The organism is Arthrobacter rhombi (assembly GCF_039526245.1).
GTDB lineage: Bacteria > Actinomycetota > Actinomycetes > Actinomycetales > Micrococcaceae > Arthrobacter_H > Arthrobacter_H rhombi.
Genome location: NZ_BAAAIV010000012.1, coordinates 190,524 through 214,828, shown reverse-complemented (window position 1 = coordinate 214,828; position 24,305 = coordinate 190,524). Strand labels below are relative to the sequence as shown.

Below are 24,305 nucleotides of genomic sequence, written 5' to 3'. Positions count from 1 at the left end.
TTGTTTTTGCTGTTCCGGGCGGGCGGCCTGGCCATAGTTCATTCCTTGCTTTGCTGATCGGTTCTCCCCCGGCTTCCGGACCGAACAGGCTGGCAGCCCTACTGTCCGGCGTTCTGCTGCGCCGGAGCCGGGATGGTTCCGCCGTTCAGTTCCTGTGCCGATGCTTCCTTGGGGGTTTCGGTTTTGTTCTGCTCCGTTGACGTCCCTCCGGCAACTGCGTTGCCCTTGGACGCCTCGTCCGCCGCTCCCTGTGCGTCGGATTTCTTGCCCTCGACCTGGTCGCCGGGAACCTCCGGGGTGGCCACGAGCGTGGTGGGCTTCTGGCCCTTCTCCGCGGGAGTGGACACTCCAGTGATTTTTTGGCTATCCAGATTGATGGAGGCCACCGTTCCTGGCGTGACCATACCCAATTCTGCAGCCTTGGCGGCCACATTCTGGGGAGCCTGGAGATTTTGGAGTTCCTGTGTCAACGCTTCGTTCTGCTGGCTGAGTGTTTGTTCATCCGCGTTCAGGCCCACGATGTCGTACTGGGAGTTGGCAACATTGACGTTGATGACGAGTACCCCAACCAGAGCCGCGAGAAGCAATGCGAAGCAAAAGGCGGCGAATCCGGCGCGCCGGCTCCGTTTCGATGAGGGAACCAAGGAGAGCGGGGTCCGCTGTTTTGATCCAGCATGCCGGAGCGGCGAAGGCGCCCACGCGCGGGCGTTTGCGCCATCGGTCATGTCGGCGGTGCGGTGGCCGGCGTGAACTGCACGCGTTTGGGTTGCGGTGCTCATGTTCAGCTCCTCTTCATGATTCGCCCAACGGCTCGCAGTTTTGCCGAGGCCGCGCGGGGATTTTCGTCAATTTCAAGATCGGTCGGCTTTTCCGTGCCCTTGGTCAGGTTCCGGAAACGTGCCTTGTGTTCCTCTAGTTCCACCGGGAACCCGACGGGTGCCGAGGACTTCGAAGCGGTGGAGAAGTGCTTCTTGGCCAGCTTGTCCTCGAGCGAGTGGTAGCTCATGACCACGACTCGTCCACCTACGTGCAGGACATCCATGGCGGCAGGGAGGGCGCGGTCGAGGACATCGAGCTCCTCATTCACTTCGATGCGCAACGCCTGGAAGGTGCGCTTTGCAGGATGTCCGCCAGTGCGTGCCGCCGCTGCCGGAACGACGCTGCGGATGCTCTCCACCAGTGCTCCCGTGGTTGAGAAGCGATGCTTGGCGCGGTCACGAACAATCGCCGAGGCAATGCGTCCTGCAAATTTCTCCTCGCCCCAGCTCCGAATGATTCGGACCAGATCTGCCTCGTCGTAGTCATTGACCACGTCAGCAGCTGTCGGTCCCGTCGAGGTGTCCATCCGCATATCGAGGGGCGCGTCGAAGGAGTAGGCGAAGCCCCGCTCACGTTCGTCCAACTGGAGCGACGAAACGCCCAGGTCGAAGAGAACGCCGTCGATACCTTCGAATCCGAGGTCGGCGACGACGTCATCGATTTCGTCGTAAACGGCATGTACCAGATCGGTCCGGTCCGCGAATGGTGCCAGTCGTTCGCCGGCAAGTGCCAATGCCTGTTCATCGCGGTCCAGGCCGATCAAGTGCAATCGGTCGAATCGGTTCAACAGCGCCTCGGAGTGGCCACCCATGCCCAGGGTGCAGTCCACGACGACGGCCCGTTCGCGCTGGTCGATCCCTGCCTGGATCGACGGCGCCAACAACCCCACACAACGTTCGAGCAGCACTGGTATGTGCCGCTCGGAGGTGAGACGGGGCGTGTTGTCGTCTGTCATGCCCTGTCCCCTTTCAGCGTGTCACAGCTTGCGATCGTCGTGTCGGGATTAGGCCAGATCCCCCTCCGACCCGAACTACTCCCGCCTGGCTCCGGGGAAGTGAAGCCAGGATGGTGCTTTTCGGACGGCTGGAGATCTGGTCCAACCCCACCGTGCTTTCCAGCGGTTGCTAGAAGATGCCCGGTAGTACTTCTTCGTCGGTCTCGGAGAACGTGTTCTCCTGCTCCTCGAGGTACGCATTCCAAGCCTGGGTATCCCAGATCTCGGCTCGCGACCCCGCGCCAATGACGGTGACCTCACGGTCCAGTCCGGCGTAACTGCGCAGTGCCCCCGGAATGGTGACCCTGCCCTGCTTGTCCGGCATCTCATCTGATGCTCCGGACAGGAAGACGCGGATGTAATCCCGAGCCTGCCTAGATGCCAACGGCGCCTGACGCATTTGTTCGTGGACGTTCTCGAACTCCCGCTGACTGAAGACGTAAATGCAGCGTTCCTGCCCCCGGGTCAGAACCAGCCCGTTCGCCAGTTCGTCTCGGTATTTGGCAGGAAGGATAATGCGCCCCTTTTCGTCCAGGCGCGGCGTGTACGTCCCGAGGAACATACGCACCGCCTTCCCGTTTTCAAGGAGTCACGTTCACCCCGCCATCCCCATTCACCTCTACAATCCACCACTTTACTCCACTTGCCCCCACTGTCAATGACAAAACAGGGTTTTTCCACCAAAATTCTGAATATTTTTCCCGCCATTACAGGGATGCAGGCCGGTGGTGCACGGTGGAGGGAAAAGCGCAGCGAAATCGGCCAATCGCCCACGTTCCTCTACCCCTGCGGGCCCGAAGGGGTGGATTTGGCGATGTTCCGAGGTGTGGTGGTGCGAAGTGGAGGAGGCCAGGGTGGACCGTGGAGGCACCGCTCGAATCACCAGGAGTCACCGGCCCCCTCGACGGAGTGGAGGGGACTCAGTCCAGTTGGCCACCGGCTCGTTACGGTGACGGTGAGGCAATCGGGCAGCACAAAGGGCGCCGACCTTGGTTTAAGGTCTGCGCCCTGCTGATTGCTGCAACCCGGGGTGACGCCTGATGGATCAGACGCTCAGGTTAGTTAATGTTCGTCGCGGTGTCGCGCTTCCCATTTCGACTCGAGATCCGACATGAACGAACTCTTCTGAGGGCCGCTCTTGCTACGTCCTTTGCCGACGTTGCCAAAGGCATTCTTTGAAAAGGCGACATACACGCCAACGCACATCAGCGCGAACCCCAAGACTCCCAGTGGAATCCATTGGTTGGAGACACCGGCTAGGAGGACGACGATTCCGATCACCGCGCCAAGCGCCCCGATGGCGATGTTGCGCGTGGAGAACCCTCCGGGAGAGGCATTGGATTTCATCGAGGAGGCAAACTTGTGGTCCTCGTGCAGTTGCTTCTCCAGCTGCTCGAGCAAGTGCTGCTCGTGTTCGGAAAGTGGCATGATCCCTTCCCCAATCCCTGGTGTTCGTTGGTTTCCTGGCAGGAAACCCCTATATGTCTTTCAACGGTTCCTGATACTCCATTGTTCCCGTTTTTGCGGGTATGTCCAACGTGATATTCGATACCGTAGTTTATCTAGGATAGTCCGCTTCCGTAGACTCTGGAAGCCAAACTACCCTTCGGTACCCTTCTCCTCGTTCGAAGGCGACATCAGCGTCGCTGGCCGCAGCGATCCGGTGGGGAATCGCTGGCGGATGAGGTCCATGGTTTCCTCTGCCTGGCGCCAGTTTCCGTCGCTGCGTTCAAAGCTCATCTGGAAACCACCGTCGGCATGCGAAAGCTGTTCAACGCGGATTCCGATCAGGCGAACCTTCTGTGGGCGGTTGCCGAGTCCCGTCAGAAGCCCCTCGGCGGCGCCAACCAGGGTTTGTGCCGAATTCGTCGGTTGGACCATTCGGCGGCTTCGTGTGACGGTGGTGAAATCCTCGTACCTGACTTTGAGGGCAATTGAATGGCCTCGCTTGCCCGCCTCACGTAATCTTTGCGCGACACGGTGAGCCAACCGCAACAGTTCGCGACGCAGCGTGGCGTCGTCCTCAACGTCAGACGCAAAGGTCTCCTCGGCGCCGATGCTCTTCTCTTCCCTGACTGGCTCCACGGGACGACTGTCCCTTCCCCATGCGAGCTCATACAACTGCAGCCCATGCGCACCCAAAAGCCGTTCGAGCGTTGCCACTGGGGTCTGGGCGAGCTCACTGACCATCGATATCCCTGCGCGGGCCAACACCTCGGCCGTCTTGGCACCTACGCCCCACAAGGCACCAACCGGAAGCGTGTGCAGGTAGGCCACCGTGTCTTCGGGCGCAATCCGTAGCAGTCCATCCGGTTTGGCTCGTGTTGAAGCAACCTTGGCTACATATTTGTTCCTCGCGATGCCCACGCTGGCCGGCAACCCCAGCTCTTCACGGATTCGCCGCCGGATCATCCGGCCAATCTCCAACGGTCCGCCCAGCCGACGGAGGCTGCCGGTCACATCAAGGAAGGCCTCGTCGACGCTGACCTGTTCCACCAGAGGTGTGACTTCGTGGAATACCGCCATGATGCGCTCGGAATACCCTCGGTAGGAACCCATGCTCGGTTCGATGACGGTGGCCAATGGCGCAAGCCGTATCGCGGCGCTCATCGGCATGGCGGATCTGACGCCGAGACTACGGCAATCGTAGGAGGCGGAGAGCACCACGGAACGGGCCCCCGGGTGGCCGACAATGACTTGACGACCAACGAGCTCGGGCCGTTCCAACAGCTCGACAGAAACGTAAAAGGCATCCATGTCCACATGAAGGACGGTACGGTTCTCCTGAACAACGGTCATGGCCCAATTCTAGAGATGTTCGCCGACAGATAGAGTGGACTCAGCCCCTCCCACCCAGACAATGGATGCCATGAACCACATCGATGCCGCCGGTCCCCTGCCGTTCTCCGAAGGGTCCAGTGATAACGGCTTCACGGAGCGTCTGGACGAAACACTTGCGGGCTTCCTGGCCGAGCAATCCGGCATCGTGTCCGAGATCTCGGAGTCAGCGACCGAGTTGGTGTCCTCGATAGAAGCACTGGTCCAAGGTGGCAAGCGCCTGCGTCCGCGCTTCGCCTACTGGGGATACGTCGGTGCCGGCGGCGACCAAAAGGACGATGGCATCGTCCGCGCAGCGGCCGCCCTTGAGCTCTTTCAGGCGGCGGCCCTGATCCACGACGACGTGATCGACCGATCTGCGACGCGCCGCGGTCGTCCAAGCGTCCACAAATCCTTCGAATACACGCATGCACGCAATGGTTGGGCTCGCGATGGGGCGAGATTCGGTGAAGCGGCAGCCATACTCGTTGGCGATTTGTGTCTTTCGCTGAGTGAACAGCTCTTCGCTACGGCTGCTCCCGCCGGCTCGCCCGCACGAGTGATCTTCGATGGCATGCGCACCCAGGTCATGGCGGGCCAGTATCTCGATGTTCTCGAGGAGTCGGCCGGCCCGACATCCCCCGACGCCGACGTCCTTCGTCGGGCGAGGACGATTCTTCGGTACAAGTCGGCCAAATACTCAACCGAGAACCCCCTGCTGATGGGTGGGGCCCTAGCTGGAGCAGACAGCGCGCTTCTCGCTGGCTACTCGGCGTTCGCGCTGCCGATTGGGGAAGCCTTCCAACTCCGGGACGACGTCCTCGGAGTGTTTGGTGATCCCGCAGTGACGGGAAAGCCTGCAGGAGACGACCTCCGTGAAGGCAAGCGCACCGAAATGATCGCCCACGCCCTACTGAAAGCCTCCGGCGCCGACCGGGATTTCATCCAGGAGCGCCTCGGGGCCGGGGACCTGACGGCCGACGAGATATCCCGCATGGCGAACATCCTTGAATCGTCGGGTGCCCTCCAAGCCACGGAATCGAGCATCGCGGAGCTTTCGGAGCGCGGGTTCTCCGCACTGGCGGAGCTTCCGGTTACTGAAGGCGTCAGGGCCCAACTGCAGAAGCTCGGCGAGGCCGTCACCAATCGCGCGGCGTAGCGGAGGGATCTGCACCGCCGCGCGCGCCCAGTTGCAGTGGCCCTTCCTACCAGGCCAAGGCCTGCGCCCGGCGGCGGATCTCCGTCTTCCGGCCTGCGCGCAGGGCCTCGATAGGCGTCCCGGGTAGCGATTCATCTGGCGTAAAAAGCCAAGTAATCAACTCCTCGTTGGAGAACCCGGAGTCCACCAGCACCGTGATGGTGCCCTTAAGGCTGTCGACTACATGGCCGTCCTGCACGAATCCAGCCGGGACTGAACGGACCTTGCGTTCACCTATGCGGTATTCAACGAGTGAACGTTCATCGAGTAGTCGATGAACATCTTTAATGGACACGCCCAGCACGTCGGCTAGGTCAGGTAATGACAACCATTCGGTCACGAGATTATTAAGAGAACTCACAAGACAAGACTGCCATAACGCGCCGCTTTCGCGGGCAATCCCCATGTGACGAGCCCCTTAAGACTTTTGGGATAGGGGCAAATGGTGTAAATTCACTTGAGTCACACTTGCAACATAAGTCACACGAGTACCGCGGAGCCCTGCCTGGCTCCACTCGTAGGACTTCTTCGGCTACGGCCGTCGCGACCAGAGGATGTCTATATGCCCGAGCTCCGCTCCAGCGGTGCGCGTTCCTCGAACGGCTTCGTTCAGGGACCCCGCAATCGTTCCATCTACGGCGCAGTCGCCGTCGCGGCAATCCCCGCCGTTGCCATGTCCGGATTAGTAGCAGCTGCCCCGGCCTCAGCAGTCGAGGCGCCATCGTCAAGGTCCCTCCTCCTGCCGAAGCCGGCTACTGCGGCCAACATCCTGTCAGCGCAGCACCGCATTGCCGCGCATCTCGTGGCGTCTCACGTACCAGCCCGCGTTACGGTCGCCACGGCCGCTCCCAAGACCGTTTCCGTCAAATCCGGCGATACCCTGTCGGGCATTGCACATCGTCATCACGTGTCCCTCTCGACCTTGCTGAAGGCCAACAGCCTCTCGGCCAACGACATGATCTTCCCCGGCCAAAAGATCAAGCTCTCGGGATCGTCGTCGAAGAAGTCGTCCCCGCGCACGGCCACCAGCTCCTCGAAGTCATCGAGCTACACCATCAAGTCCGGTGACACCTTGTCGGGCATCGCCCACAAGCACCACATGTCGCTCTCAGGACTGCTGAAGTCCAGCGGACTCAAGGCCAGCACCACGATCTACCCCGGTCAAAAGATCCGACTCTCCGGCGGATCCGGCGCCTCGGTCAAGGTCGCCGCCAGTGGCACTACTCGGATGAAGTCGGCCAGCAATCCGAAGTCATCGAGCTACACCATCAAGTCCGGTGACACCTTGTCGGGCATCGCGCACAAGCACCACATGTCGCTCTCAGGACTGCTGAAGTCCAGCGGACTCAAGGCCAGCACCACGATTCATCCCGGTCAAAAGATCCGTCTCAGCGGCGGTTCAGCTGCTTCGGTGAAGCCCTCCGCTGCCAAGTCGTCAAGTGCGTCGAAGTCGAGCACCTACACAGTGAAGGCCGGGGATACCTTGTCGGGCATCGCTGCTGAAGCTGGCATGGGACTCTCCAAGCTGCTGAAGGCCAACCACCTGAGCAATTCCTCAGTGATCCTTGTCGGCCAGAAGATCAAGATCTCTGGTGGCGCTTCGGTCACTACCACCTCATCGCGCAAGCAGCTCGTCTCGAGCACATTCCTGCACTACAAATACCCGAGCTCTACGGTCAAGTCCGCCAACGAGAACAAGTACGAGCTCCTGTCACGGAATCTGCCGTCACGCGAGCAAATGAAGTCGCTGATTGCCAGCACTGCGCGCCAGATGGGCGTCGACCCGTCGTTGGCACTGGCGCATGCCTACCAGGAGTCGGGTTTCAACATGGCTGCCGTCTCCCCCGCGAATGCGATTGGTGCCATGCAAGTCATCCCGTCCTCCGGCGAATGGGCCTCACAGCTGGTCGGGCGCAAGCTCGACTTGCTGAACCCCCGCGACAATGTGACCGCGGGGATCGCGATCATCCGCTCCTTGCAACGCACCAGCAAGTCAGTGGAAATCGGCATTGCCTCCTACTATCAGGGGCAGGGGTCGGTGAAGCGCAACGGCATGTACTCCGACACCAAGTCATATGTGCACTCGGTTCGAGCGCACCAGAAGAAGTTCAGCTAACCACTGTTCGTTGGTGAAAAAATCGGCCGGGCCCCGTGGGGTCCGGCCGATTTTTTCACCCATGGTTGACGGTAGGGTCCCCGGTCAGCGCTGGACCGGAAGGTCCAGGATGACGTTGGTGCCGCCGTGTTCCCGCGGTTCCCACTCAATGGAACCCGCCAGTTCACTCATCACCAGCGTCTTGACGATCTGCAATCCCAGACCGTCCTTGCCTGGAACGGAGCCGAGGCCACGGCCATCGTCCGACACCACAACCCGCAGCCTTTCGGTGCCGTCGGCGATGGCCCGTCGCGTGGCGTCGAGGCTGACGGTCCCATCGCGTTCTCCCAGGCCGTGCTCGACAGCGTTTGAAACGAGTTCGTTGATGACCAGGGAGAGCGGCGTGGCCAATTCGCTCGGCAGTCCACCAAACGATCCGGACCGTTCGGTGTGAACGACCTGACCAGGAGATGCGACTTCTGCCGCCAACCTGAACTGCCGGTCGATTAATTCATCGAAATCCACATTCTGGCTCAGGCCCTGCGACAAGGTTTCGTGGACCAATGCGATGGTGGCCACCCGGCGCATGGCCTGTTCCAAACCGAGTTTTCCGTCCTCGCTGACCATGCGACGCGATTGCATCCTCAACAAAGCTGCCACGGTCTGAAGGTTGTTCTTGACGCGGTGATGTATCTCTCGAATGGTCGCGTCCTTGGAAACCAATTCCATTTCACGGCGCCGTAGCTCGGTCACATCGCGACACAGCACCAGGGCGCCATATCGTTTTTTCCCATCACGGAGGGGTATCGCGCGCAGTGACAGGCTCACGCCACGTGATTCGACCTCGGTCCTCCACGGCATCTTCCCGGTCACTACCAGGGCCAGCGACTCATCCACCATGCGCCGGTCCCGAAGAAGTCCTGTCGTGACTTCTGCCAACGAGCGGCCCTCTAGCGAATCGACCCCGCCGAGCCGCCGGTAGGCTGATACACCATTGGGGCTCGCATATTGCACGATGCCCTCGGCGTCGAGCCGGATCAATCCATCACCCACGCGTGGAGCGCCCCGGCGCGAACCGGTCGGTGTGGCAAAGTCCGGCCACAGCCCCTGCGTTCCCATGCGCAACAAATCCGTCGCGCATTGCTTATACGTCTGCTCGAGGCGCGAGGCCATCCGGGAGGTCGAGAGATCCTCGTGGCTGGTGACCACTGCGAGGGTCCGCCCGTTGCGCACCATGGGGTAGGCATCGATACGCATCGCGGACTCCTGCGTCCAGTGGTCTTCAGCCGCCCGCTGCATCTGGCCGGAGGACCACGTTTTTTCAACGAGTGGCCGCAGGTCCCGGCGGATCCGCTCGCCGACAAAGTCGCTATGGAAGACGGTGTGGCTGGTGGAGGGACGCACATGGGCCAGTGCCGTATACGTCCCTCCCGCCGAGGGGTGCCACAGCACCAGGTCCGCGAAAGCCAGATCGGCGACCATCTGCCAGTCCCCCACTAGGAGGTGCAGCCATTCCTCGTCGCCAGGCTCGAAATCGGCCAGATCGCGGATGGGATCGGTGAAGGTCGCCACTCGCTACCGCCTGACGATCGAACGCAACAGGCGCAGCGCCACGGACAATGACGCCATGTCATCACGTTCCAGGCTGTTGACCTCATCGAACATCTTCTTGGCCCGATCCAGGTTGCTGGCGTTGTCCTCTTCCCAAGCCGAAAGGCACTCAACCGGGTCGCTGGTCTGAGGAACCGTGGCCAAAGCCGCCTCGGTGATGTCCACGGCAGTGGAGTACAGGTCATCACGCAGTGCAGCACGAGCCAGTGCCTCCCAGCGGTCACCGCGCGGTAGCTTGGTGATGCGCTCCAGTAGGGAGTCCACGCCGAATCGCTCGAACACCAGGTAGTAGACGGCAGCTACGTTGCGCGCCGACATCTCCTGATCGCGGGCAGCCAAGGCAATGTCCAACAGGGCGAAACTCTCGAACTGACGCGACCAACGGGCAGCAAGTTCCTCGGGAAGTCCCCACTCGATTCCGTTGGCCTTCCACTGCGCAACACGCTCGGCATCGGTCCCCTGCAGGAGGTCACCGAGCTCGGCATTCAGCGTGGAGACGGTTGGGAGGAAAGCATCGATGTCCTCCTGGATGCTGGTCCCCCGTCCAACATGGGTGATGAACCAGCGGGTGGCGCGGTCCAGGAGTCGTCGCATGTCCAGCTGGATCCGGCACCAGTGGTCGGTCGGCACGCTGGCCGGCAACTCGGTCACCGCCTCCACGTACGAGTCCAACGCGTAGATCTCGCGCAGGGCAACGAACGCTCGTGCCACTGACGCCTCGGTGGCGCTGGTTTCTTCCATCACCCGGAAGGCGTACGTAATGCCGCCCATGTTCACCATGTCGTTGGCGACGACCGTACTGACGATTTCCTTGCGCAGCGGATGGGCCAGGATGTCCTCGGGGAACTTCTCTGCCAACTGCACCGGGAAGTAGTCGCGCACTGTCTGGTCGAAATACGGATCGTCTGCCAGATCGGTTTTGGCCAGAGCTGTGGCCAGCTGGATCTTGGCATAGGCGACGAGCACGGAAAGTTCCGGAGCTGTCAGGGACTGTCCCGCCGCCATCCGTTCTTCCAGTTCCTCGGTGCTGGGCAGGAACTCGATATCACGATGCAGATCCGCATGTTCCTCAAGCCAATCCATGAGCCGCTCGAAACTCGGGCTCCACTCCGAGAGATGCTGCTTGTCGTTGACCAACAGGATGTTCTGGTCAACGTTGGTGCGCAGGACCAGCCGCGATACCTCGTCGGTCATGGAGTGGAGGAAATCGGCGCGGTCATCGGCATCGAGCTTTCCTGCGCGCACCATGCGGTCCACCAGGATCTTGATGTTGACCTCGTGGTCCGAGCAGTCCACTCCCGCTGAGTTGTCGATGGCGTCCGTGTTGAGGATGACACCATTGAGAGCCGCCTCAATTCGACCCCGCTGGGTCATGCCCAGGTTGCCGCCCTCGCCGACCACTCGGGCCCGCAAGTCCTTGCCGTCGACCCTGATGGAGTCGTTGGCACGGTCGCCGACGTCGGCATGCGTCTCGTCGGAAGACTTGACGTAGGTGCCGATGCCACCGTTATAGAGGAGATCAACCGGAGCCGAGAGGACAGCCCGCAACAAATCGGGGGGCGACATCGACGTCGTTCCGTCGGGGAGACCCAGGGCCTCTCGGACTTGGGCCGAAATCGGGATGGTCTTGGACTGGCGCGGGTAGACCCCTCCTCCCTCACTGATCAATGACGTGTCGTAGTCCCCCCAGCTGGAGCGGGGAAGATCGAAGAGTCGTTGCCGTTCCACGAACGACGACTCCGCGTCGGGATTCGGATCCAGGAAGATGTGGCGGTGGTCAAACGCGGCAACCAGCCGTGCGTGACGCGAGCGCAGCAGGCCGTTGCCGAACACGTCGCCGCTCATGTCGCCGATGCCGGCGACCGTGAACTCCTGTGTCTGGGTGTCGACACCCAGCTCGGCGAAGTGGCGTTTCACCGATTCCCACGCGCCCCGGGCAGTGATTCCCATGGCCTTGTGGTCGTAGCCGACGGAACCTCCGGAAGCGAACGCATCGCCGAGCCAGTGGCCCTTGGCGAGGGATATCTCATTGGCGATATCGGAGAAGCTTGCGGTGCCCTTGTCCGCTGCCACGACCAGATAGCTGTCGTCGTCGTCCAGTCGAACCACGCGGTCCGGCACGGCGACCTGTTCCCCGTCCTCGGTCTGGATCAGGTTGTCGGTGATGTCCAGCAGAGCAGTGATGAAGATGCGGTATGCCGCCTTGCCCTCTTCCATCCATGCGTTCCGGTCCACCGAAGGATCCGGAAGGTTCTTGGCGAAGAACCCACCCTTGGCACCTGTGGGAACGATGACCGCATTCTTGACCATCTGTGCCTTGACGAGCCCGAGGATCTCGGTACGGAAATCCTCGCGGCGGTCGGACCACCGCAGACCGCCCCGGGCTACCTTGCCGAAGCGAAGGTGCACGCCTTCGACCCGAGGCGAGTAGACCCAGATCTCGTAGCGTGGCCGGGGGAAGGGTGCACCGTCGATCCGTCCCGGCTCGAGCTTGAAGGACAAATGGATCGTGTCCTGGAAGTAGTTCGTCCTCGTGGTGGCGTCGATGACGTTGATGAAGCGGCGCAGGAGCCGGTCGGCGTCCAGGGTCGCGACACTTTCCAAACCGGTGTCCAAAGAAGTCCGTGCCTCATCGATGCGCGTGGATCGAGACACGTCGTCGATGTCAGGGTCGAACGTCGCATTGAAGAGCTCGATGAGCGAACGCGTCACGTTCGGGTTGGCCAGCATCGTGTCGGCGATGAACCCGTACGAGTTCGCGGCCCCGAGCTGACGCAGATATTTGGCGTAGGCCCGCAGGATAGCCGTCTCACGCCAGGTGAGCCCCTGGGCGAGGATCAGCCGATCAAAGGCGTCCGACTCGGCATGACCGGTGAAAACCGCGGAATACGCCTCGGTCAGCAGGTCGCGGGTCTCCAACGGATCAATCCCCGCGGGGTACTTCAGGCCGAGATCGTAGAGGAAGAATTCCTTGCCGTCTCCGCGTTGGATGGCAAACGGCTTCTCGTCGACGACTTCGAGCCCTTGGTTCGACAGCACCGGAAGGATATGGCTCAGCGACAGCGGCTTGGTGAGGTAGAGGTTCAACCGCGCATCGATGCCGTGCTGGCGGGTCATGTCGGAGGGCACGTAGACGTTGACGACGGGCCCCTCGTGATCCGGATCGTCGTAGGTCGAGAAGCGTTCGATGTCCTCGAGCGCGTCCTCGACCTCGAAGTCGACGCGGTAGGCCTGGGGGAAGGCCTCCGCCCATTGACGTGACAGCCCGGTGGCCTCATCGCCGGAGAACCGGCTACGCACGGCCTCATCCACGCCTTCGGACCAGGAGCGGACCGCACGGACCAATCGCTGTTCGAGGTCGGCGCGGCTGATCTCCGGCGCGTCTCCCCCGCGAGGCAGACGGATGCGATAGAACAAGCGCACGAGTGCCGAGTCGCTCATGCGGACTTCATACTCGGTGGATTCGGCTCCGTAGGCCTCCTTCAGCTCCGCCTCGATCCGGAGCCTGACCGCGGTGGTGTAGCGGTCACGGGGAAGGAAAACCAGCGCGGACATGAAGCGGCCGTAAATGTCAGGTCGCAGGAACAGGCTGGTGCGGCGGCGTTCCTGCAGGCCCAGGATGCCCGTCACGATGCGCAGCAGGTCTTCGGTGTCGATCTGGAACAGCTCGTCGCGAGGGTAGGACTCGAGAATCGTCAGCAGGTCCTTGCCGGAGTGCGAATCGGGTGCGAATCCCGAGGCCTTCAGTACCCGTTCGACGTTTTCCCGGGCCACCGGGACGCTGCGCACCGGGCGGGTGTAGGCGCTGGAAGCGAAGAGGCCGATGAAGCGGCGCTCACCATTGACGTTTCCCTGCGCGTCGAAACTCTTCACGCCGATGTAGTCGAGGTAGACCGCCCGGTGGACGGTGGAACGCGAGTTCGCCTTGGTAATGACCAGCGCACGCTTTTCGCGTGCCTTTTCACGACCCGACTCGGTCAGCTCCTGGCGGAGCATGGTCGTACCGGATCTGCGCATGAGGCCCAGGCCGCTGTCCGGGCGCACGTGGAGGACATCCTTCCCGCCCTCGGTGGCCAGATCGTACTCCCGGTAGCCGAGGAAGGTGAAGTTGCCCTCGTCGAGCCAACGCAGCAGTTCCGTGGCGCTTTCCAGGTCCGGGATCTCTGCGCCACCGGCCACGTCGGAGAGCGAGTTGGCGATTTCCGTGGCCTTGGTGCGCATGGCCTGCCAGTCCTCAACGGCATCGCGCACGTCGGCGAGCACGCTTTCAAGACCTCCCACCAGGGAGGCAATACGCTCTTCATCCGGCGTTCCGCCGATTTCAATGGCGATCCACGATTCAACCGTGGAATTTCCGCCCTCGCGGGCCATGAAACTGGCCAAGTTGGGTAGCGCTGCGGTATCCCCGGAAGCGGTGGCGGCACGCGTCGACACCGGTTCGATGGCGATGGCCGCCCCTGAATCCTCCCGGCGAACCAGGAGAGTCGGGTGCACCACCAAGTTGATGGCGTGTTCCTGCCGGACGATCTCGGCGGTGACCGAGTCAACGAGGAATGGCATGTCGTCGGTGACCACATAGACGACGGCGACGCCCCCGGTGGTGTCGACCGCTACCTTGGCGCGGCCCGCCTGCCGCTCATAGCCGACTCCGAGGTGGACCGATACCCTCTCGGCAAGTGTCTCCGGAGGGTACTCTTGCGCATCCTCTGGCGATAGGTGGCCATAGTAGGCCTGTGCGAACTTGGGAGTGTTTGTCTCGGCAATGAACCCTGTAGGCATGCCCGACCCCGACGACATCAATGAACGCCTCCGTGTAGCGGTGTGGACCGCTCCATTGCGGTCTCGAACTCCTCAAGACTATCCTGCGGAACGACTAGCTCCCAATGCGCCGAATCCCCCTCCGAACAGGCCTGTTCTACGCCGAACGGTCACCGAAACCAGCCCGGCGATCCGGGCGCGCAAGTCGCTGTCCGGAGCGACCTCCGCCAGCACGCTCCCCTGCAACAAGGCACGATCGGCGGCGTCCAGATCCGACGGCAACAGCGCGGCCATGCCGGGCCCCGGGCCGAAGCGTTCCCAGGTCTCACGCAGGGCGCGTTCCGGGGACGGCCCCACCGCGGCGCGGCGGACGCGGTTGAAGACGACGCGGGGCTCGGCCTCGGGGAAGATCTCCAGAAGATCCTCCAACGCCTTCACCATCCGGGGCACACCCACACTGTCAGCGGACCCCACCGCGATGATCTCTGCCGCGGCTTCTAGGACTGCGAGCGTTGCACCATTGCGCTGGGGTGCGGAGGTGTCGTAGGTCAGGTCCTCATCGCGCTCCAGCAGGGAGGCGACATCGACCACCACGAGGTCGGCTCGGCGCCGGACAAATTCCAACACGCGTGTCAGGGCTCCTGCACGCAGTTCGGGCCACCGTTGCGGGCGGGGTAGTCCGGTGGCGACGCGCAGGGTGGTTCCCCCAACGGCGACAACGGCACAGGAACGTTCATATCCGGATTCATCGAGCATGCCCTGGTCGGAGAGACGGCACAGTTGGGCCAGCCCCGCGGATTCATCGAGCAGCCCGAGATGGACGGCAACGCTGGAACCGTAGGTATCGGCGTCGAGCAACAGCACACGCTGCCCGTCCATGGCCGCCTCGGCGGCCAGGTTGACGGCGACGAGCGTCTTACCGGTGGAACCGGTGGGGCCCCACACCGCGAGGATACGCCCGGGGTCACGGGCCGGCTCGGAGGCGGTTTCCGGGGCAAGCGAGGCGTGGCGGGCTGCACCACGGGATGGCCGATGCGCCCCTGAGACAAGCAACTCGAGCAAGTCCGATACCGACTGCTCCCCGGTATTCGTCGGCTCGACCCCCAGGCCGAGGCCCGTGAGACGCTCGGCATCCGCTGGTTCGTCGGTGATGGCCACCGCCGGGACCCCGTGGTAGGCGAGCTCATCCGCGAAGGCAGCGTCGATATCCACCGTCGGTCCCAGGAGCAGGGCCGCATCGGCAAGACCCGATTCGGCCAGGGCCACGACCTCGGTGAGCTCGTCGCAATTGCGCACGATCGTCACCGGTCCACGCAGGCGCTCCAGCCGGTCTGCCAGGTCGCCGACCCGTCCGCAGACCACTACCGAAATACTCATTTACCGGCCTCACCCGGGTTGTTGACCACTGTCAGTCGCGCGTCGTTGGCGATCGCCGAAAGCATCCCGGGCAGATCCTCGTCGGTGACGAGCAATTCGACCAACTGTCCCGATGCCACGCCGAACCCCGCATCACGTTCACGGATCGCACTGACCTCGACGGCCTGGAGCAGGCGTTTGGGCTCCCCATACGTCGTCGAGGTGGAGCCGCGCTCGGCGGCCCACACGTCCACTCGCGTGCCGACGCCCACGGCGATCGGCAATTCCTGGGGCAGCTCCACGGACAGCGGCTTGCGCCCCTGCGGGTCGCGACCGCCGATCGAGGCCACCGGAAGCAACTCACCACTGCGGATCAGGGCATTGGCCTGCAAGTCGTCGGCCGGAGGCTGTTCGGCAGAGAGGTAGCTGTCGCGCACAGCATCCAGGCGCACGTCGACGACGCGCAGCTTCGCGGGATCGATCTTCTGCCCGAGTGCTATGTCCTGCCGCGCCACGTACATCGGCACCGTCTGGTTCTGGGTCGAGACCAGCGTGAGCACACCTGCCACGGAGGCGGCCACCAACAGGAGGCCCACCAGCAGCCGAGGATCCTTCCACCCCGGTTTGCGCAGCCGTCTCACCGGGCCACCGGGTTCCGACTCCATCGCCACTTTGCCTCCGCTTCCCCGGGAACCCCGGTATACAGTTCACGCTGCAGGGAAAGCGGCGAATGCAGATTCCCCCCGTTCGTCCACCTTAATGATGAAACGGTTCGTGCAGAAGACCCCACGCGCCATCTGTGGAGAAAGAATGCCCGCCTACAGCTCATGTCGAAGTGCCGCCACGGATCCCAGGGGCAGCAGGGCCACGGATCGGACGTCGACCTCCCGGCGGTAGCCATCGACGGGGTGCTGGGCCAGTCGCAGGTGATCGGCCGCCGCATGGTCCAGGGTCCCGGTGCCCAGCGGCGCCCCGTCAACGGCCCAAACGCTCACCCGTGCACGGTCGCGGACGAGCGACCTCAGGGCGGCACCCAGGCTGACCCTGCGTCGCACCGCACGCTCCTCGGCGATGGCTGCACGCTCCCCCGCGATGTCGAGTGATCTGATGCCCGCATCGACCACCAGGTATTCGGCCGGCCCCTCCCGCAGCGATAGCCAGTTCACTCCGACGTGCTGAAGCGTTCCGCGGAACCGAAGCCCACCCAGCAAGTCGACGGTGATGTCGGCGCCGAGCTGTCCGGCCACGTGGTCCCACAAGCGGAGTTGGGACCGTTCGATGCGGACCATTTCCTGGATCTCCGCCGTCCGCTCGCGGGCCTTGGCGGCGTTCAGCTGGGACTCCAGATCGGCAAACAACGATTCCCAGCGCATGGACCCCACCTTATGCCCTCCCGTTCGACGAAATGCGGACAACTACTAGACACAGACGACTTCAGGTGCCATGCTCACTTTCAAAGAACACCAAATGCTATCAAATGACATCAAGTAGATGCGGATACGGCAAATGAGTACGACGACGGCACGCGGCTCAGCAGTAGCTGCTGCACTTCCCGGGGTACTGGTGGCGGCCTGCGGTTCCTTGCTGACGGCCTGCGGATTCATCCTGTCGGCCGGGCATCCGCTGGACGCCTCCGGCACCGAGCTGTCCCCCGCCGGCCTGGACCGTGGGACGGCCCTGGTCTTCGCCGCCCTCGGTCTCGCCGTGCTCGCCTGGTGGCTGTTCTGCCTGCTTGCCGGGGTGGCCTCCGAGGTGCTGCGGCGGCACGGCCTCCACCATGCGGCCGCCAGCACCGCGCGGTGCACTCCGGCGTTCATGCGGCGTCTGGCCGCGGTACTGCTGGGCGCACACCTGCTGGTGGTTCCCGCGGCACAGGCCTCGCAGTTCGGCATCACCGAATTTTCCGCTCCGGGTGCCTCCCCCACAGCACCGGCTTCCTGGTCGTTGCCGGCCGTCGGGGCCGAACTTCCCGGGGCTTCCTGGAACAGCAGCGACCTGCCGTCCCCGGCGTGGAGCCCCAAACGTCCGGCCGCCCCCATGAACCGGCTGATGGGACAGCACCAGCGTGCCGCATCGGCAGCGGACTCGATTGTCGTCCAGGAAGGAGACTCGCTCTGGTCGATCGCCGCCCGTGAGGCCGGGGCCGGGGCTACGGATGCCGAAATCGCCAGGAACTGGCCCCGGTGGTATCGCACCAACCGGGCAGCAATCGGACCGGACCCCGATGTGTTGCAGATCGGAACAGTTCTGGCCCCACCGCGGGCCCAGCAGGACGAGAACAGAAGGTAGGAATCATGACTGAGCCAGCCATCCCCGAGGAACAACTCCCCCAAATCGTGCCCGGACTTGGGCTCCTAGCGGGCGCCCGAGCCATCATCCCCACGATCCGTCCGCTGCCCGTGCGCAAATTCGCCGACCTGCTGCCTGCCCATGCGCGTCCGCGGGCCGGTGGATCCACCGTCAACGCTCCGGGGCCCCCAGACCTCCAATCACCCGCCCACCAGGTCGCTGAATCCGAGCGGCGCGAGGAACAGGCCCATGTCCACACCATCGTGCGCATGGTGGGCCTGGCGGCCTTCGAATCCATGTCGGGTGTGCGGCCGGTCCACCAGTTGGCCCGGTGGCTCGAGGCAGGACAATACGAGAAACTGCGTTGCAGGGTGGCCCTGGTGGCAGCCACGCAGCCCGATGGGGACCAACGCCGGCACCGAAACACGACAATCCGCCGAACCCGGCTATGTCCGGTCTCAGCCGGCGTCTACGAAGCCAGTCTGGTGGTGGCCGAAAACGACCGTGTCCGTGCCGCTGCGCTCCGGGTGGAGCGGCGGCACGGACACTGGAGCGTCGTGGAGCTGGAGATCGGCTAGCGGCGCTTTGACTTCTTCGAGCGGCGATCCGCCCGGTTGCCCGAAGCCTTCGAATCATCCGCGGCTGCTCGTTCAACCCGGGATTCGGCCTCGCCGTCCTCGCTGGGGGCGGTGTACTGCAAGGACGCCGGCCGCGCCGGAGCCTCCAAGCCCGGGGTGTTCAAGACCGGAGTCGTCGTGGCGGACCGGGCATCGGTGACGCCAGGCAGCGATACAGGAGCCGGCTGGGCCACCTCGACCTCGAGGTTGAACAAGAACCCGACGCTTTCCTCGCGGATGGCCTCCATCATCGTCTGGAACATCACGAAGCCCTCGCGCTGGTACTCGACCAGCGGATCGCGCTGGGCCATGGCACGCAGGCCAATGCCCTCCTTGAGGTAGTCCATCTCGTAGAGATGTTCCTGCCACTTACGGCCAATCACGCTGAGCACCACACGCCGTTCGAGCTCGCGCAGGTTCTCCTCGCCGATGGCCTGTTCGCGTTCCTGGTACTGGACACGCGCGTCGGAAAGGATCTCTTCCTGCAGGAACTCCGGGGTGATCCTTCCGGGACCGCCGCCCTCCTCCAGGACCTCGTCAATCGTCAACGCAATCGGGTACAGCTGTCCGAGGTTCGTCCACAGCTGCTTCAGGTCCCAGTCATCGCCGTGGCCCTCGCTGGTCGCCTCGGCCACCATGGCCTTGACCACGTCCTCCATGAAGTGCTGGACCTGGCCTTGCAGGTCACCGCCTTCGAGGATCCGCCGGCGGTCGGTATAGATGGCCTCACGCTGGCGGTTCATCACGTCGTCGTACTTCAGCACGTTCTTGCGCTGTTCGGCGTTGGTCGATTCGACCTGGCCCTGAGCCGTCTCGATGGCCTTCGAGACGATCTTCGACTCCAAGGCCATGTCGTCGGGCATCGAGGGGTTGTTCATAATCCGCTGGGCCGCGTTGGCATTGAAGCGGCGCATCAAGTCATCGGTCATCGACAGGTAGAAACGCGATTCGCCCGGGTCGCCCTGGCGTCCGGAGCGGCCGCGCAGCTGGTTGTCGATGCGACGGGATTCATGTCGTTCGGTGCCGAGGACATAGAGCCCACCCAAACCACGAACTTCTTCGGATTCGGACTTGACCTGGGCCTGTGCATCGGCGAAGACGTCGTCCCAGACACGTTCGTATTCCTCGGAGTCGCGCTCGGGGTCCAGACCACGGCGGTCCATCTCGGCCACTGCAAGGAACTCGGCGTTTCCGCCCAGCATGATGTCGGTGCCTCGACCGGCCATGTTGGTGGCAACCGTGACGGCGCCCTTCTTGCCGGCCTGGGCCACCACAGCGGCCTCCCGTGCGTGCTGCTTAGCGTTCAGGACCTCGTGGCGCACGCCCTCCTGGGCCAGCTTGCGGGACAGGTATTCGCTCTTCTCGACACTAGTCGTACCCACCAGGACCGGCTGCCCCGCGGCGTGGCGCTCGACGATATCCTGGGCCACGGCGTCGAACTTGGCGATCTCGTTCTTGTAGATGAGGTCCGACTGGTCCTTGCGTTGCATCGGCTTGTTGGTCGGGATCTCCACCACTCCGAGCTTGTAGGTGCCCATGAATTCGGCGGCCTCGGTCTGGGCCGTGCCGGTCATGCCCGACAGCGTCTCGTACAGGCGAAAGTAGTTCTGCAGGGTCACGGTGGCCATCGTCTGGTTCTCGGCCTTGATCTCGACGTTTTCCTTCGCCTCGATCGCCTGGTGCATGCCTTCGTTGTAGCGTCGCCCGGCCAACGTACGGCCGGTGTGCTCATCGACGATCATGACCTCGCCGTTGATCACGACATAGTCCTTGTCCTTCTTGAACAGTTCCTTGGCCTTGATGGCGTTGTTCAGGAAGCCGATGAGGGGCGTATTTGCCGCCTCGTACAGATTGTGGATACCGAGGTGGTCCTCGACCTTCTCGATCCCGGTCTCCAGGACACCGACGGTGCGCTTCTTCTCGTCGACTTCGTAATCCTCGTCCCGATCCAGCTTGGTCACCAGGCGGGCGAATTCGCCGAACCAGCGGTTCACGCCTCCCTGGGCCTGGCCGGAGATGATCAGCGGGGTCCGCGCCTCATCGATCAGGATGGAGTCGACCTCATCGACAATCGCGAAGTTGTGGCCGCGTTGGACGAGTTCGTCCTTGCTCCACGCCATGTTGTCGCGCAGGTAGTCGAAGCCGAACTCGTTGTTCGTCCCGTAGGTGATGTCGGCTTCGTACTGCTTACGGCGGATCGCGGGATCCTGGTTCGAGAGGATGCAGCCGGTCGTCAGGCCCAGGAAACGGAACACGCGTCCCATGAGGTCGGACTGGTACTCGGCGAGGTAGTCGTTGGTCGTGACCACGTGGACGCCCTTGCCGGAGATGGCGTTCAGATAGGCGGGCCCGGTAGCGACCAGGGTCTTGCCTTCACCGGTCTTCATCTCGGCGATGTTCCCCAAGTGCAGGGCGGCGCCGCCCATGAGCTGCACGTCGAAGTGACGCATGCCCAGGGTGCGGTCGGCGGCCTCGCGGACGGCGGCAAAGGCTTCAGGCAACAGGGAGTCCAGGGGCTCGCCGTCCTGGTGGCGCTTCTTGAACGCCTCCGTCTCGGCCCGCAGTTCCGCATCCGACATGGCTCGGAATTCATCCTCAAGCACGTTGATAGCGTCGGCGTAGCCGCGCAATCGCTTCAGGATCTTCTTATCGCCGGTTCGCAGGACGCGTTCTAGCAGTGATGCCACGTGGTAGCTCCAAATCTCAGGCACAGGAATTCTGGCTTGGCCAGTCTACGGGAGACACGTTCGGGACCCGGTTTAGGTTCCCCCGCACCGTGTCCGCACCGTGCGGGCCAGTTCAAGGGACAGGTTACCCTCCGGATCGACCTGTACCGATTCGAGCCCGAGCCACCGGGCCATCAGCCACAGCTCGGCGGCCAGTTCGACGGCCGTTTCGCCGGGCGCGTCGACCTCTGCGTGGCTGGACCGGACCACGAGCCGGCCGTTGGCCCGATCCGCTTTCAAGTCGACACGGGCCACCAATTGGTCTCCCAGCAGGAACGGCAGCACGTAGTAGCCGTACCGCCGTTGGGCTGCCGGTGTATAGATCTCGAGACGGTAGTGGAATCCGAAGAGCTGCTCCACACGTCGGCGTTCGAAGACCAGCGAATCAAAGGGACTCAGCAGTGCCCGCCCGCGGGCAAAGCGGGGCTTGGCGGCGTTGACGTGGAGGTATTGCAGTCCCCGCCACCCCGCGACGTCCACCGGCTCCAGCACGCCGCGGGTAACCAGCCGTTCCACTGCGGCCCCGGCATCACGGACCGGCAGACGGAAGTAGTCGGCGAAACAGCGTACGGTTCCGATGCCGTGGGCCCGCGCCGAGGCTTCGACGAGCCGCTCGGCAGAGGCGGCTGCATCGTCGTTCGCTGACGTGTCAGCGGGGACCGGCAGGACCTTCGCGATGGGGGCGTAGCGACGTTCGAATTGGGCGGTTCGTCCGGCTGAACCGACTTCTCCCCGGGCAAACAGCGCCTCGAGGGCCTCCTTGACCGTGGACCAGTTCCAGCCCCAGTTCGATCGGTCCACCTGTTCACGATGTCCCAAGCGGGAGGCGACCTGCCGGGCCGTGAGAGGGCGCGAGGTTTCCAGGAGCAGGAGAATCCGATCGGCCAGGTCACGCAGTTCCGGACGTTCGGCGGTGAAAACGCCCATCCAGGTACGACGTTGCCACGGCACCAGGTCAGCGAAGTGGCCGGGCCGAATGAAGCTGGCTTCGTGGGCCCAGTATTCGACCATCCGACGCGGCGACCGCGAGCCCATCGCGTCGAGCACCGTCCGGTCGTAGGGACCGACCCGGGCAAAGATCGGCAGGTAATGGGACCGGCTGAGCACGTTGACCGAATCGATCTGGAGCAGCTGCAGCCGGTCAAAGGCAAGGCCCACCTGCCGGGCTGTCGCCGGGCCGGTGGGCCTTGCGTGATGGAGTCCCTGGGCTGCCAACGCCACGCGTCGCGCCTGCGCCAGGGTCATCCGTTGGGTCATGCGGCCAGTCTAGGGCCAGTTGGCTCCGCTAGGACGCCGATTGGGACTCGCGGTAGTGGCGGGTTTCCACCGTTTCCGCATCGGAGTGCTGGTCGTCCAAGGTGATGACGCCGTAGTTCCATTGCTGCCGGCGATAGACCACGGACGAGGCGCCGGTCTCGGAGTCCACGAAGAGGTAGAACGGGTGGCCGACCAGTTCCATGCGATCCACGGCGTCGTCCACGCTCATCGTTTCGGAGGGGAAGACCTTCCGACGGATTTCGACGGGGCTGCCCGTCGCATCTTCCGCCGCCTCGCGCTGCTGCTCCTTCAGGGTCTCCTCGTGCAGCGGGATGCTGCTGCTGGCCGGCTCCAGCGTGGAAGTTGCTTGGAAGACCGCCTTCGGGGTCTGCCTGCCGTGGTGGACTTTCCGGCGATCGCGCGCCCGGCGCAGGCGCTCGAGCAGTTTGGTGAAGGCCGTATCGAAGGCTGCGAATTTGTCCGATGCCTTGGCTTCCGCACGGATGGCAGGCCCGCTGCCCACGACGCTGATCTCCACTGTCAGCTGGGCTTCGGCCTGCCGGGCGTTGGGTTCCTTGGTGACCTTGACATCGAGACGCTGGACCTTGTTCGTCAATTGTCCGATCTTGTCAGTCTTCTCGTCCGCGTACTCGCGAAAACGATCGGAAACCGTCACGTTGCGCCCGGTGATGTTCATCTCCATGGTGTCCTCCTACTGACCTCGGGTGACACGACAGCGACCGAAAGTCTCTCCCTCCGGTCGCTGAAGATGGGTTCTTCTCCTCTTGGTGAGGTGCCCATACTCAACCGTAATCCAGGGCACCCAATAATCAAGCCCTTGCCGCGCTCTTTTTGTGAAGTGGCTCACTGGCGGGCCCTGCCGGACGAGGGCCCCGGCGTGTCGCCGGCCCCCACCTCCCCGGCCGACCACGACGGAACGTGCTCGTCCTGACGGGGTGGGGCAGTTGCCGCCAGCACTGCGGCCCCACCTACGCGGGCCCCGGCTTGCTCGAGGATCCGATAGGCGCGCGCCAGCGTCGACCCGGTGGTCAGGACGTCGTCGACCAGAAGCACTGCCCTGCCCGCCACGCCGTGGCCACGGCGCACTGCCACGGCCGCAGCACCGGCGCTGCGCGCGCGCCGACCCTTGCCCTTCTGCTCGGCCAGGGCCCAGGGAGGCCGGGGCAAGACGCGCAGCGCGGGGAAGACCGAGGCGTCGTCGGGCAGCAGCCCCCGCCGGGTGATCCACTCCAGCAGCACGTCCACCGGCGAGTACCCCCGGCGTGCCCGCGCGGTCCGGCTGGAGGGGACCGGCACCAGGGCCACCGGACCAGGCTGCCCCGCGGCGGCAACCCGCAGGGACCCGGCCAGGGCGGGCCCCAGGACGCTGGCCAGCGAGACGCGTTGGCGGTTCTTGAAGGACAGGACCGCGGCGGAGACCTCACGGCCATAGACCCCGGCCGCGACCACCCGCAGTGGTTCACCATCGGGCAGCAAGGGCAGCCCTTCGGCACCGGCGTGGGCCTCGAAGGGCCTGACCGTTGCCGCCCGGAACGTGGCCCGGCAGGTGGGGCAGAGCACGGCATCCGTCGCCTCGCAGAAGATGCAGTCGCTCGGTGCCACCAGGGCGCCCAGTTCGGCCAGCGCGGACCGCGGGCCCTGCACCCAGGGGGCAAACGCCATCCGGTCCAGGCTCCGCGCCAGGCCGGGAGGCAAGATCGGGTATCCCATGCACCCATGCTCACCGTCCGGTCGGCGCGGCGCCAGC

At 63.7% G+C, this 24,305-nt stretch carries 19 protein-coding genes; 4 read left to right on the top strand and 15 right to left on the bottom strand.

Features of this window, described 5'->3' with window-relative positions; translation table 11 throughout:
- Positions 1-98: 98 nt before the first annotated feature.
- The 5 genes from ftsL to dinB all read right to left on the bottom strand — a co-directional run bounded on the left by ftsL (position 99) and on the right by dinB (position 4,612).
- Positions 99-779: a cell division protein FtsL gene (gene ftsL / locus ABD088_RS11650; protein ID WP_343902100.1), complete on the bottom strand. Its 681-nt coding sequence runs from the start codon at positions 777-779 to the stop codon at positions 99-101.
- A gap of 2 nt (positions 780-781) precedes the next feature.
- A complete protein-coding gene (rsmH, locus tag ABD088_RS11645; protein WP_343902099.1) occupies positions 782-1,774 on the bottom strand; it encodes a 16S rRNA (cytosine(1402)-N(4))-methyltransferase RsmH in 993 nt (330 codons plus the stop codon).
- A gap of 169 nt (positions 1,775-1,943) precedes the next feature.
- Complete coding sequence (mraZ, locus tag ABD088_RS11640) at positions 1,944-2,375, bottom strand: division/cell wall cluster transcriptional repressor MraZ (protein ID WP_343902098.1); 432 nt, start codon at positions 2,373-2,375, stop codon at positions 1,944-1,946.
- A gap of 500 nt (positions 2,376-2,875) precedes the next feature.
- A complete protein-coding gene (locus ABD088_RS11635) occupies positions 2,876-3,241 on the bottom strand; it encodes a DUF3040 domain-containing protein (RefSeq protein ID WP_343902097.1) in 366 nt (121 codons plus the stop codon).
- A 171-nt stretch (positions 3,242-3,412) separates the two neighbouring features.
- On the bottom strand, positions 3,413-4,612 hold the full coding sequence (gene dinB / locus ABD088_RS11630) for a DNA polymerase IV (RefSeq protein WP_343902096.1): 1,200 nt from the start codon (positions 4,610-4,612) through the stop codon (positions 3,413-3,415).
- A gap of 61 nt (positions 4,613-4,673) precedes the next feature.
- Between dinB and ABD088_RS11625 the strand changes: the two genes are divergently transcribed.
- Positions 4,674-5,789 carry a polyprenyl synthetase family protein gene (locus ABD088_RS11625; RefSeq protein WP_343902095.1) on the top strand — a complete coding sequence of 372 codons (1,116 nt, stop codon included), beginning with the start codon at positions 4,674-4,676 and terminating at the stop codon, positions 5,787-5,789.
- Positions 5,790-5,835: 46 nt separating this feature from the next.
- Here the strand turns inward: ABD088_RS11625 and ABD088_RS11620 are convergent, their stop codons facing one another.
- Positions 5,836-6,168 carry an Rv2175c family DNA-binding protein gene (locus tag ABD088_RS11620; protein ID WP_372710584.1) on the bottom strand — a complete coding sequence of 111 codons (333 nt, stop codon included), beginning with the start codon at positions 6,166-6,168 and terminating at the stop codon, positions 5,836-5,838.
- Positions 6,169-6,390: 222 nt separating this feature from the next.
- Between ABD088_RS11620 and ABD088_RS11615 the strand changes: the two genes are divergently transcribed.
- Positions 6,391-7,944: a LysM peptidoglycan-binding domain-containing protein gene (locus ABD088_RS11615; protein WP_343902094.1), complete on the top strand. Its 1,554-nt coding sequence runs from the start codon at positions 6,391-6,393 to the stop codon at positions 7,942-7,944.
- 84 nt (positions 7,945-8,028) lie between these two features.
- Here the strand turns inward: ABD088_RS11615 and ABD088_RS11610 are convergent, their stop codons facing one another.
- From ABD088_RS11610 to ABD088_RS11590, 5 genes are all read right to left on the bottom strand, one after another.
- On the bottom strand, positions 8,029-9,495 hold the full coding sequence (locus ABD088_RS11610) for a sensor histidine kinase (protein ID WP_343902093.1): 1,467 nt from the start codon (positions 9,493-9,495) through the stop codon (positions 8,029-8,031).
- A 3-nt stretch (positions 9,496-9,498) separates the two neighbouring features.
- Positions 9,499-14,331 carry an NAD-glutamate dehydrogenase gene (locus tag ABD088_RS11605; protein ID WP_372710528.1) on the bottom strand — a complete coding sequence of 1,611 codons (4,833 nt, stop codon included), beginning with the start codon at positions 14,329-14,331 and terminating at the stop codon, positions 9,499-9,501.
- 60 nt (positions 14,332-14,391) lie between these two features.
- Entirely contained in the window at positions 14,392-15,669 is a 1,278-nt protein-coding gene (locus ABD088_RS11600) for a CpaE/TadZ family protein (protein WP_343902091.1), read from the bottom strand.
- Complete coding sequence (locus tag ABD088_RS11595; protein WP_343902090.1) at positions 15,666-16,313, bottom strand: CpaB family protein; 648 nt, start codon at positions 16,311-16,313, stop codon at positions 15,666-15,668. Before ABD088_RS11595 ends, ABD088_RS11600 begins: the two co-directional genes overlap by 4 nt.
- Before the next feature lie 153 nt (positions 16,314-16,466).
- Complete coding sequence (locus ABD088_RS11590; RefSeq protein WP_343902089.1) at positions 16,467-17,021, bottom strand: hypothetical protein; 555 nt, start codon at positions 17,019-17,021, stop codon at positions 16,467-16,469.
- 133 nt (positions 17,022-17,154) lie between these two features.
- Here ABD088_RS11590 and ABD088_RS11585 point away from each other — a divergent pair, with 133 nt between their 5' ends.
- Together ABD088_RS11585 and ABD088_RS11580 are read left to right on the top strand one after the other, a co-directional pair.
- Positions 17,155-17,937, top strand: coding sequence for a LysM peptidoglycan-binding domain-containing protein (locus ABD088_RS11585; protein WP_343902088.1), 783 nt, complete (start codon positions 17,155-17,157; stop codon positions 17,935-17,937).
- A gap of 5 nt (positions 17,938-17,942) precedes the next feature.
- Positions 17,943-18,515, top strand: a complete 573-nt coding sequence (locus ABD088_RS11580) for an Rv3235 family protein (protein ID WP_343902087.1) — start codon at positions 17,943-17,945, stop codon at positions 18,513-18,515.
- Here the strand turns inward: ABD088_RS11580 and secA are convergent.
- The 4 genes from secA to ABD088_RS11560 all read right to left on the bottom strand — a co-directional run bounded on the left by secA (position 18,512) and on the right by ABD088_RS11560 (position 24,268).
- Positions 18,512-21,241: a preprotein translocase subunit SecA gene (gene secA, locus ABD088_RS11575; protein ID WP_343902086.1), complete on the bottom strand. Its 2,730-nt coding sequence runs from the start codon at positions 21,239-21,241 to the stop codon at positions 18,512-18,514. The genes ABD088_RS11580 and secA overlap by 4 nt on opposite strands.
- A gap of 72 nt (positions 21,242-21,313) precedes the next feature.
- On the bottom strand, positions 21,314-22,537 hold the full coding sequence (locus ABD088_RS11570) for a winged helix-turn-helix domain-containing protein (protein ID WP_343902085.1): 1,224 nt from the start codon (positions 22,535-22,537) through the stop codon (positions 21,314-21,316).
- A gap of 28 nt (positions 22,538-22,565) precedes the next feature.
- A complete protein-coding gene (gene hpf / locus ABD088_RS11565) occupies positions 22,566-23,240 on the bottom strand; it encodes a ribosome hibernation-promoting factor, HPF/YfiA family (protein ID WP_343902084.1) in 675 nt (224 codons plus the stop codon).
- A 161-nt stretch (positions 23,241-23,401) separates the two neighbouring features.
- Complete coding sequence (locus ABD088_RS11560) at positions 23,402-24,268, bottom strand: ComF family protein (protein ID WP_343902083.1); 867 nt, start codon at positions 24,266-24,268, stop codon at positions 23,402-23,404.
- Between the last annotated feature and the right edge of the window lie 37 nt (positions 24,269-24,305).